The organism is Streptomyces sp. NPDC005402, assembly GCF_040606575.1.
GTDB lineage: Bacteria > Actinomycetota > Actinomycetes > Streptomycetales > Streptomycetaceae > Streptomyces.
The window spans coordinates 36,051-51,168 of sequence record NZ_JBEXFB010000012.1; the positions used below are offsets into that span (position 1 = coordinate 36,051).

The 15,118-nt window shown below is 70.6% G+C and carries 13 protein-coding genes; 8 read left to right on the forward strand and 5 right to left on the reverse strand.

Going from position 1 to position 15,118, the window contains the following annotated elements:
* Nucleotide 1: 1 nt before the first annotated feature.
* Nucleotides 2–910 (reverse strand): pseudouridine-5'-phosphate glycosidase, encoded by a 909-nt coding sequence (locus tag ABZT02_RS23560; RefSeq protein WP_356020223.1) that lies wholly within the window; start codon nucleotides 908–910, stop codon nucleotides 2–4.
* Between the two features lie 99 nt (nucleotides 911–1,009).
* On the opposite strand from ABZT02_RS23560, the gene ABZT02_RS23565 reads away from it, so the two are divergent.
* Entirely contained in the window at nucleotides 1,010–1,438 is a 429-nt protein-coding gene (locus ABZT02_RS23565; RefSeq protein WP_356020225.1) for a VOC family protein, read from the forward strand.
* 233 nt (nucleotides 1,439–1,671) lie between these two features.
* On the opposite strand, the gene ABZT02_RS23570 is transcribed toward ABZT02_RS23565, so the two are convergent.
* The gene (locus ABZT02_RS23570) at nucleotides 1,672–2,226 is read right to left on the reverse strand and encodes a methylated-DNA--[protein]-cysteine S-methyltransferase (RefSeq protein ID WP_356020228.1); all 555 of its coding nucleotides are present in this window, start codon (nucleotides 2,224–2,226) and stop codon (nucleotides 1,672–1,674) included.
* Nucleotides 2,227–2,291: 65 nt separating this feature from the next.
* A complete protein-coding gene (locus ABZT02_RS23575) occupies nucleotides 2,292–3,161 on the reverse strand; it encodes a glycerophosphodiester phosphodiesterase family protein (RefSeq protein ID WP_356020230.1) in 870 nt (289 codons plus the stop codon).
* Between the two features lie 280 nt (nucleotides 3,162–3,441).
* Between ABZT02_RS23575 and ABZT02_RS23580 the strand changes: the two genes are divergently transcribed.
* The 7 genes from ABZT02_RS23580 (at nucleotide 3,442) to ABZT02_RS23610 (ending at nucleotide 12,673) form a co-directional block, all read left to right on the forward strand.
* Nucleotides 3,442–4,308: an MHYT domain-containing protein gene (locus ABZT02_RS23580; protein ID WP_356020232.1), complete on the forward strand. Its 867-nt coding sequence runs from the start codon at nucleotides 3,442–3,444 to the stop codon at nucleotides 4,306–4,308.
* Between the two features lie 566 nt (nucleotides 4,309–4,874).
* Nucleotides 4,875–7,010, forward strand: coding sequence for an excinuclease ABC subunit UvrB (gene uvrB / locus ABZT02_RS23585; protein WP_356020235.1), 2,136 nt, complete (start codon nucleotides 4,875–4,877; stop codon nucleotides 7,008–7,010).
* A 134-nt stretch (nucleotides 7,011–7,144) separates the two neighbouring features.
* Nucleotides 7,145–7,723 carry a TerD family protein gene (locus ABZT02_RS23590; RefSeq protein WP_356020237.1) on the forward strand — a complete coding sequence of 193 codons (579 nt, stop codon included), beginning with the start codon at nucleotides 7,145–7,147 and terminating at the stop codon, nucleotides 7,721–7,723.
* 51 nt (nucleotides 7,724–7,774) lie between these two features.
* Entirely contained in the window at nucleotides 7,775–9,874 is a 2,100-nt protein-coding gene (locus ABZT02_RS23595) for a TerD family protein (protein ID WP_356020239.1), read from the forward strand.
* 227 nt (nucleotides 9,875–10,101) lie between these two features.
* Nucleotides 10,102–11,100: a TerC family protein gene (locus ABZT02_RS23600; RefSeq protein WP_356020242.1), complete on the forward strand. Its 999-nt coding sequence runs from the start codon at nucleotides 10,102–10,104 to the stop codon at nucleotides 11,098–11,100.
* A 131-nt stretch (nucleotides 11,101–11,231) separates the two neighbouring features.
* On the forward strand, nucleotides 11,232–11,534 hold the full coding sequence (locus tag ABZT02_RS23605) for a hypothetical protein (RefSeq protein WP_356020244.1): 303 nt from the start codon (nucleotides 11,232–11,234) through the stop codon (nucleotides 11,532–11,534).
* 38 nt (nucleotides 11,535–11,572) lie between these two features.
* Nucleotides 11,573–12,673: an ionic transporter y4hA gene (locus tag ABZT02_RS23610; RefSeq protein ID WP_356020246.1), complete on the forward strand. Its 1,101-nt coding sequence runs from the start codon at nucleotides 11,573–11,575 to the stop codon at nucleotides 12,671–12,673.
* Here ABZT02_RS23610 and ABZT02_RS23615 read toward each other — a convergent pair.
* Both ABZT02_RS23615 and ABZT02_RS23620 read right to left on the reverse strand, forming a co-directional pair.
* Nucleotides 12,663–13,982, reverse strand: a complete 1,320-nt coding sequence (locus ABZT02_RS23615; RefSeq protein WP_356020250.1) for an MFS transporter — start codon at nucleotides 13,980–13,982, stop codon at nucleotides 12,663–12,665. The two genes, ABZT02_RS23610 and ABZT02_RS23615, sit on opposite strands and share 11 nt — an antisense overlap.
* Before the next feature lie 62 nt (nucleotides 13,983–14,044).
* Complete coding sequence (locus ABZT02_RS23620; RefSeq protein ID WP_356020252.1) at nucleotides 14,045–15,091, reverse strand: S66 peptidase family protein; 1,047 nt, start codon at nucleotides 15,089–15,091, stop codon at nucleotides 14,045–14,047.
* Nucleotides 15,092–15,118 lie beyond the last annotated feature (27 nt).

The window sequence follows — 15,118 nt, forward strand, 5'->3', positions numbered from 1 at the left end:
GTCACGCCCCGGCCCGGGCTGCCGCGATCCGCCCCGCCAGCCGCACGTTGCCGCGCACCGCCGCCAGGTTGGCGCTCAGGGAGGCGCCGTCGGTGTGCCGCACCAGGTAGTCCAGCAGGAACGGCGTGACCCCCTGACCGGTGACCCCCGCCTCCTCGCAGGCCCGGAGCGCTTCCGCGAGCACACGCGCGTGCAACTCGGGATCCAGCTGCTCCTCCTCGCGCACCGGGTTGGCGACGATCAGCGCCGAGCCGGACGCGTCCAGCGCCTCACGCGCGCGCATGACGTCCGCCACCTGCTCGGGGGTGTCCAGCCGCCACTCCACCGGATAACCGGAGTCGGACAGATAGAAGCCGGGGAAGCGGTCCGTGCCGTACCCGGCGACCGCGACCCCGAGCGTCTCCAGTCGCTGGAGCGTCGCGGGCACGTCCAGGATGGACTTCACGCCCGCGCACACCACGGTGATCGCCGTGCGCGCCAGCAGGCCGAGGTCGGCCGACTCGTCCTGGGTCGTCGTCCACTCCCGGTGCACCCCGCCGAGCCCGCCCGTCGCGAACACCTCCACCCCGGCCAAGGCCGCCAACTGTGCCGTCGCCGACACGGTGGTCGCCCCGCTCACCCCTGCGGCCACCGCGAGCGGAAGATCCCGGTGGCCCAGCTTGCGGATCCCGTCCTCGTTGGCGACGCGCTCCAACTGCTGCTTGTCCAGGCCGACATGGGGGCGCCCGTCCAGTACGGCGATCGTCGCCGGTACGGCGCCCTCCTGCCGTACGACGTCCTCCAGTTCCAGCGCCACCTGCAGATTGCGCGGACGCGGCAGCCCGTGCGCGATGATCGTGGACTCCAGGGCCACCACGGGTCGACGCGCGTCGATCGCCTCGCGCACCTCTTCGGACACCACCAGCACCACGGGCCTGCCTCCTGTCGATCGGTCTTCCCTCATCTCTGGCGGGCGGCGCGTCCGGTCAAACCCTTGCGGGCCGTGCGGGATCACACCAGCCTGGGGTGCATGACGGACAACTCGACGCGTCTCGACCATGTCGTCCTCTGGGTGCGCGACCCGGTGGCATCGGCCGACTTCTACGAGAAGACCCTGGGTCTGGAACCCGTGAGGCTCACCGACTTCGCCGCGGGGGCGGTGTCCTTCCCCTCCGTACGGCTCAACGACGAGACCATCTTCGACCTCATGCCGCTCACCCTGGCGGACGGCATGAAAATGGTCCCTGGCGCTGCCGAGAGCGCGGGACACCCCGTCAATCATGTCTGCCTGGCCCTGCCCGCCGACGATTTCGAGACACTCCGTGCCCGTCTGGAGGAACGGTCCGTACCCGTCTCGGCCTTGTCCCACGACTCCTTCGGCGCCCGCGGAACGGCCCGCCGCAGCTTCTACTTCCGCGACCCGGACGGGAACGTCTTCGAGGCACGCCACTACGACTGACCGCGCGAGCTGAGGGACGCGCCGGCGTTCAGGCAGACGCCGGGCCTCGTTCGACGACTTCGCCGGTGATCTTGGCCTTAGGTACGCGACGGCCCCGTTTCCGTTCCCCTCGGCTCCGAGCTCTCGGGTGCCGGTGGCTGTGCGCACGGCGGAGTCCGCCACCGCGTCGGCCCTCCGGCCGGCCATCGCGCGCGAACCGACGAGCACTTCCTACGGCGGCGCACGGGACCGCCTCAGAACAGCGGCTCGGGCAGCACGCCCTCCAGCGCGAGCAGCTTCCGCTTGGTCTCCAGACCGCCGCCGAACCCGCCGATCCCGCCGTCGCTCTCGACGACCCGGTGGCAGGGCACGACGACCGGCAGCGGATTGGAGCCCATGGCCACCCCCACGGCCTGCGCGGCACCCGGCTGGCCGACCCGCCCGGCCAGATCGCCGTACCCGACGACCTGGCCGAACCGCACGCCGGACGCCAGCTCGCGCAGCACCTGCCGGTTGAAGCCCGAGATCAGCGACCAGTCCAGGGGCAGGTCGAAAGTGTGCCGCTCGCCCGCGAAGTACGCCTCGACCTGGCGTATCGCCTCTGCCAGCAGCGGGGAACCGGGCGCCTCGACGGGCTCGGTGCCCAGTCGGGACGCGAGCCGCTCGAGCGCTTTGTCGCGGACCGCGTCGGTGGCGTGGAAGACCACGTTGACCAGACCCTCGTCGGTGGCGGCCAGCAGCAGCGGGCCGATGTCCGTGCCGACGACGGTCCACACGATCCGCTGCTCGTCCTGCCCTTGGCTGTTCATGCGACCACCGTACGAGCCGCCACTGACAACGCCCGGCGACCTGCGTGAACAGCCGGCCCGGCCCGCTACTCGCGCAGCGCGTCCCGCACCACGTCCGGCTTGTTGGTGATGACGCCGTCGACGCCGTACCCGGCGACCAGCCGCGCGGAGTCGGCGGTGTCGACGGTCCAGGTGGAGACCTCCAGCGGCTTGTCGTGCGGGCCGGTGAAGGCATGGACCGCGGCGACGTAGGCCCTGGACACGGAGGTGTACGACGGGTTGATCTGGTCGGTGAAGACCGCGTACGCGTGCAGGTCCGTCACGGACGGGGTGCCGAGGAAGCCGGTCTTCACAGCGGGCTTGAGATCGTGGACGGTCCGCAGACTGGCCGCGCTGAAACTCTGCACGACCAGCCGGCTCCGGTGCTTCCCGTCGAGCCAGCCCTCGTTGCCGAGGAGCTTGAGGGTCTCCCGCTCGATGCCCGGGTACAGTTCCGGGTTCTTGAGTTCGAGGAGCAGCTTCTGACGGTGAAGATCGACGCGGCGCACATACTGCTTCAGCGTCGGCACGCGCGCGCCCGCGTAGGCGGCACTGAACCAGCTGCCCGCGTCGAGACGCGCGACCTCGGCGGCGGTGAAGTCCTTCACCTTCCAGGGCGCCCGCCCGGGGAAGACCTGCTCCACGTCGGTCGTGCGCTGGAGGCTGTCGTCGTGGAGGACGACGAGTTCGCCGTCCCTGGTGCGCTGGACGTCGTTCTCGACCCAGACGGCGCCGAGCCGGGCGGCCTTGTCGACGGCGGCCAGGGTGTTCTCGGGGGCGTAGGCGGAGCCGCCCCGGTGGGCGATGACCGCGGGGGGCGTGCCGTCCTCGACGGCCCGGACGTCGGTTGCGGGAAGCAGGAGGGCGGCGGTCCCCAGGAGCGCGGTGGTCAGGGCGGTCACGGCGCGCGCGTGCATACGTACTCCTCGCGTCGAGCAAACACGTACAGCACAACTGTGACAGCACCGGGTCAACGGCACCGGGGTACAGAATGGGCACATCCTGAACCGGCGTGTCTCAAGTCCGCACACCGGTGCCGCACAACTGGGGCAAGGACGTGTTTCTTTGCCGGAAAATCGTTCGACCATTCCGGTGGCGGTCATACTCTCTGCCTCAACCCTGATCGCTCGGGCGATGCTGGGAAGGGGCACATTTCAGGGAATTCCAGGACGTAAGAGGGCGGAAGGGCAGCCGCGCATGCAAGGCACGGTCGACGGATTCAGCTACGGACTCGTCACACCGCTGGTGGCCTACCTCATGGCCTGCCTGGGCGGTGCCCTCGGCCTGCGCTGCACCACCAGATCCATGCTGGTCAGCCGGTCCTGGCGACCCGGCTGGCTGGCTCTCGGCTCGGCGGCGATCGGCTCCGGCATCTGGACCATGCACTTCGTCGCGATGATGGGGTTCAAGGTCGAGCAGGCGCCGATCCACTACGACAGGTCCATCACCTTCGCGAGCCTGGGCGTCGCCATCGTCATGGTGGGCATCGGGGTCTTCATCGTCGGCTACCGGGGCGCGTCCGGAACGCCCCTGATGACCGGCGGTGCCGTCACCGGCCTGGGCATCGCCTCGATGCACTACCTGGGCATGGCCGGGATGCGCCTGAACGGGCAGCTGGAGTACAACACCGTCACCGTCGGCATCTCCGTGGTCATAGCCGTCGTCGCCGCCACCGCCGCCCTGTGGGCCGCCGGTCAGGTCCGGGGCTTCTTGTGGAGCGTGGGTGCGAGCCTGGTCATGGGCCTCGCCGTCACGGGCATGCACTACACCGGCATGGCCGCCCTCAGCGTCCATCTGCACGGTACGTCCGCCCCCGTCTCCGGTGACTCGCCCGCCTCACTGCTCGCGCCGATGATGATCGGACCGCTGGCCTTCCTGCTGCTCGCGGGTGTCGTCGTGATGTTCGATCCGCTGATGGTCATGGGCAAGCCCGTGTGGTCGCCCGCCGAGAACAAGCCCGGCGTCCCCGCCCGCGAACGCGTCCACCACCCGGCCGCCCGCCGCCCCTCGCGCACCCACCGCAGCGTGACCCACCACGACTCCCGCACCCCGCAGAACCGCTGAACCCACCAGAGCCGTCGGCCGCTCCCGCCGCCCTCCCGCTCCACCCCTGCGCCGCCACCCGCCCGGCCCGCCGCCCCCGGGTACCCTGCCCGCCCCTCGCCGCCGCGGCGGCCCCACCGGCGGTCCGGCTCCGGCCGCCGCGCACGGTCCGTCGCACCCGCCCGCCTGCCGCTTCCGGCGCCCTTCCCGCCCCCTGCCCGCCATCACGGCGGCCGCCCCCGCAGTCCACGGGCTCCACCCGGCCCCCGCAGTCGCCCGCGGTCCGTCGCACCCGCCCGGCCTGCCGCCCCCGGCGCCCCGCCCGCCCCCCTTGCCACGGCCGCTCTCGCGGTCCGGCTCTCGCCGCCGCGCACGGTCCGTCGCACCCGCCCCGCCTGCCGCTTCCGGAGCCCTGCCCGCCCCTTGCCGCTGCCGCGGCGGCCGCCCCCGCAGTCCACGGGCTCCGCCCGGGCCTCGCCGTCGCCCACCCTCCATCGCGCACCCGTCGCCAACCCGCACGCCCTCCGTCGGCCCCCGGAACCCCTGATCGGGCCGCGTTGTCAGTGGGGAGTCGTACGGTGGACTCCATGCGGCCCGTTTCCCACATCGAACGTACGGTGGCGCCTTTCGAGGTCGTCAGCTCCTACCAGCCCAGCGGCGACCAGCCGGCGGCGATCGCCGAGCTGGCCAAGCGCATCGAGGCAGGTGAGAAGGACGTCGTCCTGCTCGGCGCGACCGGCACCGGAAAGTCCGCCACCACGGCGTGGATGATCGAGAAGCTCCAGCGCCCCACCCTCGTGATGGCTCCGAACAAGACGCTGGCCGCCCAGCTGGCGAACGAGTTCCGCGAGCTGCTGCCGAACAACGCCGTCGAATACTTCGTCTCGTACTACGACTACTACCAGCCCGAGGCCTACGTCCCGCAGTCGGACACCTACATCGAGAAGGACTCCTCGATCAACGAGGAGGTCGAGCGGCTGCGCCACTCCGCGACCAACTCGCTGCTCACCCGCCGCGACGTCGTCGTGGTCGCCTCCGTCTCCTGCATCTACGGTCTCGGTACGCCCCAGGAGTACGTGGACCGCATGGTCCCCCTCAGGGTCGGCGACGAAATCGACCGCGACCAGCTCCTGCGCCGCTTCGTGGACATCCAGTACACGCGCAACGACCTCGCCTTCAGCCGGGGCACCTTCCGGGTCCGCGGCGACACCATCGAGATCTTCCCGGTCTACGAGGAACTCGCCGTCCGCATCGAGATGTTCGGCGACGAGATCGAGGCCCTCTCGACGCTCCACCCGCTCACCGGCGAGATCATCAGCGACGACGAGCACCTGTACGTCTTCCCGGCCTCCCACTACGTCGCAGGGCCCGAGCGCATGGAGCGGGCCGTCAACGACATCGAGAAGGAGCTCGGGGAGCGCCTGGCCGAGCTGGAGAAGCAGGGCAAGCTCCTGGAGGCCCAGCGCCTGCGGATGCGCACCACCTACGACCTCGAGATGCTTCGCCAGATCGGCTCCTGCTCCGGCGTGGAGAACTACTCGATGCACTTCGACGGCCGCCTGCCCGGCTCCCCGCCGAACACCCTGCTGGACTACTTCCCGGACGACTTCCTGCTCGTCATCGACGAGTCGCACGTGACCGTGCCGCAGATCGGCGCGATGTACGAGGGCGACGCCTCCCGCAAGCGCACCCTCGTCGACCACGGCTTCCGCCTCCCGTCGGCCCTGGACAACCGCCCCCTGAAGTGGGAGGAGTTCACGGAGCGCATCGGCCAGACCGTCTACCTGTCGGCGACGCCCGGCAAGTACGAGCTCTCGCGCGGGGACGGCGTCGTCGAGCAGATCATCCGCCCCACCGGCCTGGTCGACCCCGAGGTCGTGGTCAAGCCCACCGAGGGCCAGATCGACGACCTGGTGCACGAGATCCGTACCCGCACCGAGAAGGACGAGCGTGTCCTGGTCACCACGCTCACGAAGAAGATGGCCGAGGACCTCACGGACTACTTCCTGGAACTCGGCATCCAGGTCCGCTATCTGCACAGCGACGTCGACACCCTGCGTCGTGTGGAGCTGCTGCGCGAGCTGCGGGCCGGCGAGTACGACGTCCTCGTCGGCATCAACCTGCTGCGTGAGGGCCTCGACCTGCCCGAGGTGTCCCTGGTGGCCATCCTCGACGCCGACAAGGAGGGCTTCCTGCGCTCCGGCACCTCCCTGATCCAGACCATCGGCCGCGCGGCGCGCAATGTCTCCGGCCAGGTCCACATGTACGCCGACAAGATCACCCCGGCGATGGAGAAGGCCATCGACGAGACCAACCGCCGCCGGGAGAAGCAGGTCGCGTACAACAAGGAGCGGGGCATCGACCCCCAGCCGCTGCGCAAGAAGATCAACGACATCGTCGCGCAGATCGCCCGCGAGGACGTGGACACCGAGCAGCTGCTCGGCTCCGGCTACCGCAAGGGCAAGGACGGCAAGGCGGCCAAGGCGCCCGTGCCGGCCCTCGGCGGCAAGGCGGCGGGCACCAAGGCGGCCAGGGGCAAGGCCAAGGAGACCGTCCCGACCGACCGTCCCGCGGCCGAGCTCGCCGGGCAGATCGAGGAGATGACGGCACGCATGCGTGCCGCCGCCGCCGACCTGCAGTTCGAGATCGCGGCCCGGCTGCGGGACGAGGTCTCCGAGATGAAGAAGGAGCTCCGGCAGATGAAGGAGGCGGGCCTGGCCTGACCCGCATCGCGCTGTGTTGCAAGACCGACACAAAGTGCGCTTCGGGGTGCGTCACCGTCAGCGGCCCTGCGTAGGGTTCTGGACAACCGCGGGGGCCGCGGCAACAGGGGACAGCAGCGAGAGGGGTTCGGCGCGTGACCGTCAACATGACCAAGGGTCAGGCCATCAGTCTGCAGAAGAACGACGGAGGCAGCCTGACCGCGGTGCGCATGGGCCTCGGCTGGCAGGCGGCTCCCCGGCGCGGCCTGTTCGGCTCGCGCACGCGGGAGGTCGACCTCGACGCCTCCGCCGTCCTGTTCGCGGACAAGCAGCCCGTCGACGTCGTCTTCTTCCGCCACCTGGTGAGCGACGACGGTTCGGTCAAGCACACCGGTGACAACCTCGTCGGCGGCGTGGGCCAGGGCGGGGACGACGAGGCGATCCTCGTCGACCTCTCCCGTATTCCCGTCCACATCGACCAGATCGTCTTCACCGTGAACTCCTTCACGGGCCAGACCTTCCAGGAGGTGCAGAACGCCTTCTGCCGCCTGGTCGACGAGACCAACGGACAGGAGCTCGCCCGTTACACGCTCGCCGGCGGCGGCGCCTACACCGCCCAGATCATGGCGAAGGTGCACCGGACGGGTCCGGGCTGGAGCATGACGGCCCTCGGCACCCCGGCCAACGGCCGGACCTTCCAGGACCTGATGCCGGCGATCCTGCCGCACCTGTAGCCGGCCGCCGAGCGGCACCCGACCGACACCACGACACGGGGGGAGAAGGCGATGACGGCCGAGCTGGTGCGGGGGCAGAACCATCCGCTCTCCCAGGCCCGACTCGAGATCCGGATCGCGGCCGGCACGCCGATCGTGGCCGGAGCCACGCTCGGTGACGAGCACGGCCGGGTGCACGGCGTCGAGTGGGTCGTCCACCCGGGCACGCCCACCCTGCCGGGACTGGAGGTCTCCCGGCAGGCGGCCGCCGACCACCGCCTCGCGGTCGATCTCGGCGCGCTGCCCGAGGCCGTCCACCGGGTCCATGTGCTGCTCGCGCTGCCCGCGGCGGGCGGCCCCGTGCGCTTCGGCGCCGTCCCCGCCCCCTTCGTCGCGGTCACGGGCCTGGACGGCACCGAGCTCGCGAGCTACACCATCACCGGCCTGGACGCCGAGTCGGCGGTCGTCGCGCTGGAGCTCTACCGCCGCCAGGGCGCCTGGAAGGTACGGGCCGTGGGACAGGGCTATGCGGGCGGTCTCGCCGAACTCCTCACCGACCAGGGCCTTCCCCAGGCCCAGCAGCTCGCCCGTGACATCCACGAGGCGGTCGCCCGGGGCTTGGCCCGCGCGGTGCCGATGCCACCGCCGCTCACGGCCGACGGCGACCGTCCCCGGCAGACGGCCACACCGACGCCGGGCTCGGACCCGGGATCGTCCGGGGCCCAGGGCGCCCCCGGTGCCGTACCGCCGCAGCCACAGCTCCCGACCACACCGCAGCCACTGTCGCCGTACGGCACACAGCCCCCGAGCACCCCGCCGCCGATGCCACCGAGCAGTGGTCCGGCCTCCGGCACACCCCAGCCCACCTCCCCCTACGGCACACAGGGCGTGCCGCAGTCCGGATACACCCCCGGGCCCGCGGACACCACCGCCCAGCCGCCCACCGTCGGTGGCCCGATCGACTACAGCCACCCCCGGCGGCAGGACACCGCCCCGCCGCCGCCCCCGCCCACCGCACCTCCCGCCCAGCCGGGGCAGCCCGCGCGGCCCGTCGCCGGGGACGCCACCGGCTGGTCCATGGAGGAGCGGCTCTACAACCAGGTGTGGGGCATGTTCGAGGACCTGGCCCGCTCCACGGCCGCGTACCGCAGTGCAGTCGACTTCGCCGACTCCCGCATGGAGAAGGAGCTGGACGCGGCCCTCGCCGACCCGCGCAACCGGATCGGCGGACAGGGCGACGCCGCGCGTGAGGCGGCCCGTGCCAAGCAGGCCCAGCTGGTCGAACAGGCCCGCGCGGCCTACGACCGGGATCTCGGCCAGCTCACGGCCGAGTCCGAGGTGGTCGAACCCGCCCTGCCGCTCGCGTACGCCCGTTGGGACAACCCCGTCTGGCACGGCTACCGGGTGCCGTTCGAGGCGCCCATGGCCGTGCGCCTGGGCGACCTGCATCTGCCCGAGTGCGCCGAGCTGCGCATCCCGATGCTGGTCCGGCTCCCGCTGGAGCGCGGCCTGTGGATCGACAGCGGGGCCGCCGGATCGCTCGACGGGTCCTTCCTCGACTCCCACGAACTGCACCGTCTCGCCTTGGACACGGCCGTGGCGCTCGCGGCCCGGCTCCTCGCCGTCCACCCGGCCGGCGACTACACCCTGCATGTCATCGACCCGGCCGGCTCGGGGGCGCAGGCGCTCGCCCCGCTGGTGTGGTCCGGCGTGCTCGCTGCCCCGCCCGCCCTCGGCGCCGCGGGCGTGACGGACGTCCTGGCCCGCCTCACCCAGCGCGTCGACCTGGTGCAGATGGCTGTCCGCGGCGGCGCGGCCGACTCCCTCCCGCCGGGTCTCGACACCTCCGAGCAACTCCTGATCGTCAACGACTTCCCGCACGGCTTCGACGACCGGGCCGTCACCCAGCTGCGCTACCTAGCGGACGAGGGACCGTCCGTCGGCGTCCACCTGATGATGGTCGCGGACCGTGAGGAGGCATCCGGTTACGGCCCTCTTCTCGACCCTCTGTGGCGCTCGCTCATGCGGCTGACCCCGGTGCCCGACGACCACCTCGCCGACCCGTGGGTCGGGCATGCCTGGACCTACGAGCCGGCGCTCGTCCCGCCCGGCAGCCAGGTGCTCCAGCAGGTCCTGACCCAGGTCGCGGAGGCTCGTACCAAGTACACGTAAAGGCTGTCCCACCAGGGATTTTGACCTTTCTTTTGCCAATCGCTTTACCTTTACTTGGTGATTGGGGTACGGTTGGTGGCACGGAGGGGAGTACTCCCTGTCGACTGCGGCGTACCCGTCAATACGGATCAGGCCTGATCCCGGGGCGTCGGCCCACCGTGGGTGGAAGAGACCTCCGGCAGCGCGACGACGCTGGTTACTTGCCGTTACGTATTGCCGGAGGAACTGTGGATGTTTCCATGACCCTGTGGGTCCTGACGATCGTGGGCCTCGCCGCCCTCATCGCGGTCGACTTCTTCATCGGCCGCAAGCCGCACGACGTGTCGATCAAGGAAGCCGGTATCTGGACGGTCGTCTGGATCGCCCTGGCCGGCCTCTTCGGCCTCGGTCTGATGATCTTCTCCGGCGGCGAGCCCGCCGGTGAGTTCTTCGCGGGCTTCATCACCGAGAAGTCCCTGAGCGTGGACAACCTCTTCGTCTTCGTCCTGATCATGGCGAAGTTCGCGGTGCCCTCGCAGTACCAGCAACGGGTGCTGCTCGTCGGTGTCCTCATAGCCCTGGTGCTGCGCGCGATCTTCATCGCCGCAGGCGCCGCGATCATCGCCAGCTTCGCCTGGGTGTTCTACATCTTCGGCGCCTTCCTCATCTGGACCGCCTGGAAGCTCATCCAGGAGGCCCGGGCGGACGAGGAGGAAGAGGAGTTCGAGGAGAACAAGCTGCTCAAGGCCGTCGAGCGCAGGTTCGGCGTGGCCGACCGCTACCACGGCACCAAGCTGTGGATCGTGGAGAACGGCAAGCGGGTCATGACCCCGATGCTCGTCGTGATGCTCGCGATCGGCTCCACCGACGTGCTCTTCGCACTCGACTCGATCCCCGCGATCTTCGGTCTGACCCAGGACCCGTACATCGTCTTCACGGCCAACGCGTTCGCCCTGATGGGCCTGAGGCAGCTGTACTTCCTCATCGGCGGACTGCTGAGGAAGCTGGTCCACCTCAGTTACGGCCTGTCGATCATCCTCGGTTTCATCGGCGTCAAGCTGGTGCTGCACGCTCTGCACGAGTCCGGGGTCCATGTCCCCGAGATCAGCATTCCGGTCTCGCTCGGCGTCATCTGCTCGGTCCTGATCGTCACCACGATCACCAGTCTCATGGCCTCCAGGAAGCAGGCGGCCGAAGCGGCGCAGGCCGAGAGCGAAGGCGCTCCGAAGGACAGCATCGAGGCCTGACCACGGCCGTCGTAGGAAGAACCACCACCGGGAGCGGGACTCGGCGAATTGCCGGGTACCGCTCCCGGTGCTTGTTTGGTTGCAGAGCGCGTCCCCCGGCCCGGGGGCGCCGTGGCCGGCAGGAGACACCCATGAAGTTCGTCCAGGTCATCGGCTTCGAGACGGAGCGGCTGGAAGAGATGCAGCAGGTGCTGCAGGAGGCCGGGCAGCGCAGCGCGGGCAGGACGGGCGGCCCGACGCACAGCATGCTCCTGAAGGACCGGGACAAGCCCAACCACTACCTGGCGCTGATCGAGTTCGACTCGTACGACGAGGCCATGCGCAACAGCGACGACCCGGAGACGAGCAAGCTCGCGGAGCGGTTGAGTGCCTTGAGCATCGGCGAGCGTGTCTACACCAATTGCGACGTCCTGGAGTCCGGCGAGCTCAAGTAGCCCTGGCGGCGTACGCGCGCCTCTGCGACGATCGCTGCATGATCGCTCGGCTCAGGTCGCTCACCGCGAGCTGGACGTCCGTCGTGCCGGTGCTCGCGGTCGTCCTGCTGGGGTTCACCTGGGGCCGCGATCTGCCCGGGGCGGTCGTCGTGGTCGTGACCCTGGTCCTCGCCGGGGCCGTACTGGCCGCCGTGCACCACGCCGAGGTGGTCGCCCACCGGGTGGGGGAACCGTTCGGCTCGCTGGTTCTCGCCGTCGCCGTCACGATCATCGAGGTGGCCCTGATCGTCACCCTGATGGCGGACGGCGGCGACAAGAGTTCGACCCTGGCCAGGGACACGGTCTTCGCGGCCGTCATGATCACCTGCAACGGCATCGTCGGCATCAGCCTCCTGGTGGCCTCGCTGCGCCACGGCACCGCGGTCTTCAACCCCGAGGGCACCGGCGCCGCCCTCGCCACGGTCGCCACCCTGGCCACCCTGAGCCTGGTACTGCCGACGTTCACGACGAGCAAGCAGGGCCCGGAGTTCTCCACCACCCAGCTGACCTTCGCCGCACTGTCCTCGTTGATCCTCTACGGCCTGTTCGTGGCGACCCAGACCGTACGGCACCGCGACTACTTCCTCCCCATCACCCGCCAGGGCGAGGTGATCACGGCCGAGGACCACGCCGACGCGCCCACCGCCCGCGCCGCGCTGATCAGTCTGGGCCTGCTGGGCCTGGCCCTGATCGGGGTGGTCGGCCTGGCCAAAGGCGTCTCGCCCACCATCGAGTCCGGGGTGGCCAAGGCCGGACTGCCGCAGGCCGTTGTCGGCGTGATCATCGCGCTGCTGGTGCTGCTCCCCGAGACCATCGCCGCACTGCGTTCCGCGCGCCGCGACCGTGTGCAGACCAGCCTCAACCTCGCCCTCGGCTCGGCCATGGCCAGCATCGGCCTGACCATCCCCGCGGTCGCCCTGGCGTCCGTCTGGCTCTCCGGCCCGCTCGTCCTCGGCCTCGGCTCCACCCACATGGTGCTGCTCGCCCTGACGGTCGTGGTGAGCTCCCTGACGGTGGTTCCCGGCCGGGCCACACCGCTCCAGGGTGGCGTCCATCTGGTGGTGTTCGCCGCCTACCTGGAACTGGCGATCAACCCGTGACGGGTCCGGCCGGAGCCGGCTCCGCCGTCGCCACGGGCACTGGTCGCGTCTCCGGCAGCAACGCGAAACACCCCAGGCTGAGCAGCGCGATCCCGGTCAGATACGCGCCCACGCCCCAGGGCACCCGCCCGCCGTGCCCCACCAGGGCCGTCGCCACGATCGGTGTGAGCGCGCCCCCGACCACCCCGCCGAGGTTGTAGCCGACAGCGGCTCCCGTGCAGCGCACCCGCGGCTCGTACAGCTCCGGCAGATACGCGGCGATCACCGCGAACATCGTGATGAACGCGACCATCGCGCCCAGAAAGCCGAGGAACATCAACAGCGGCTCCCCGGTCGCGAGCAGCGCCACCATCGGGAACATCCACAGGGCGGCCGCCGCACACCCCGCAAGACACAGCGGCCGCCGCCCGTACCGGTCCCCGAGCACCGCCGCCACCGGCGTGAGCGCACCCTTCACCAGCACCGCGGCCATGATGCAGGTCAGCATGACGGTACGGCTCACCCCGAGCCGCTCCGTGCCGTAGGCGAGGGACCAGGTCGTCACGGCGTAGAAGATCGCGTACCCGACGGCGAGCGCTCCCGCCGTCAGCAGAACGAGCCGCCAGTGGTCGCGCGCCACCTCGGCGAACGGCACACGCGCGTGGTCGTCGAGCTCCAGGAAACCAGGGCTCTCCGGGAGCGAGGCGCGCAGCCACAGCCCCACCACCGCCAGCGCTCCGGCCGCCCAGAACGGCACGCGCCAGCCCCACTGCGCGAACTGCGCGTCGGACAGCGTGGCCGACAGCGTCAGTACCACTCCGTTGGCGAGCAGAAAGCCCAGCGCGGGTCCCGCCTGCGGGAAGCTCGTCCACAGCCCGCGCCGTTCGGCGGGCGCGTGCTCCGCGGTCAGCAGCACGGCCCCGCCCCACTCCCCGCCGAGCCCCAGGCCCTGCAGGAAGCGCAGCACCAGAAGCAGCAGCGGGGCGGCCACACCGATCGTCTCGTACGTCGGCACACAGCCGACCGCGACCGTGGCGGCGCCGGTCAGCAGCAGCGAGGCCACGAGGACCGGACGCCGTCCCTGCCGGTCCCCGAGGTGCCCGAACAGCACCGCCCCGAGCGGCCGCGCGACGAATCCCACGCCGAACGTCGCGAAGGCGGCCAGCGTCCCCGCGATCGGTGAGAAGGTCGGAAAGAACAGCGGCCCCAGGATCAGCGCCGCGGCCGTCCCGTAGACGAAGAAGTCGTAGAACTCGATGGCGGTCCCGGCGAGCGAGGCGGCCGCGAGCCGCGGCATGGAGGGCGCCTTCATGGTGCGTACGTCGTGCATGCCGCGTCAACTACCCACAGTGATCAGGGGTTACGGGGGCGGGCGGACGCGCTCGGGCGTGATCAGTAGGTGACGGTGATGCGCCGGGCGGGGCCGTCGACGCGGACGAGACCGCCGTAGGGGATGACGAGTTGAGGATCGCTGTGGCCGTAGTCCACATCGAAGACGATGGTGGTGTTGGGGGCATATATGTGCATGGCCCGTAGTACGGCCTCGCGCTGGTCGGCCGCGTAACGATCCGCCTCCTCCGGGCTGTTGGGACGCTCGAAGGACCAGGTCTTGGGGCGGCCCCACAGCAGCGCGGAGAAGCGCTGGAGGAGCCCGCGTTCGCCCATGTTGCGCAGGGTGCGGAAGACCTCGACGTCGCTCGGCATCTCCTCCGAGGTTTCCAGGAGCAGCACGCCGCCGTCGTACCGACTCAGGTTGCGCGCGATCTCGCGGTCGGCCATCATCAGCCAGCCCAGGATCTCCAGACAGCCGCCCCAACTCCGGCCCTCCACCACGCGGTCGGCGTTCACCCAGGTCCAGCCGTTGCCGGGGCGGGTCTCGGGCTCCGCGTCGAAGGTCGAGGGGTCCGCCCAGTCGCGGTTGACGTCGTTCCAGCGCTCGGCGGCGGTGAGTTCGTAGGTGCCGGAGGTGAACAGGGCCGCCCGCAGGGAGTCGGCGGTCAGGGGGCTCATGGCCACCGGCCGCCCGAGGGCGGTCATCACGGTCGCGCCGTGGTAGCCGACGATCCCGGTGTTGTACAGGTACGCGAGCAGGTTCGTGTTGTCGCTCATCCCGAAGAACGGCTTCGGGTTCGCCCGGATCAACTCCCGGTCCAGGAACGGCAGCACGGTGATCTGGTCGTCGCCCCCGATGGACGCCATGACCGCCCTGACGCTCGGGTCGGCGAACGCGGCATGGATGTCGTCGGCGCGCTCCTGGGGCGTCGAGCCCATCCTGCGGGTCGACGGATACTCGACCGGCTCCAGACCGTACTCCTTGCGCAGCCGCTCGAGCCCCAGCTCGAACGGGCGCGGGAAGAGCCCCGGCAGGCCCGCGCCGGGGGAGATGACGGCAATACGGTCGCCCGGTACGGGCTTGGGAGGGTACGAGATCGTCGTCATGCCCGGAGGGTACGGGCCGCACCGCGC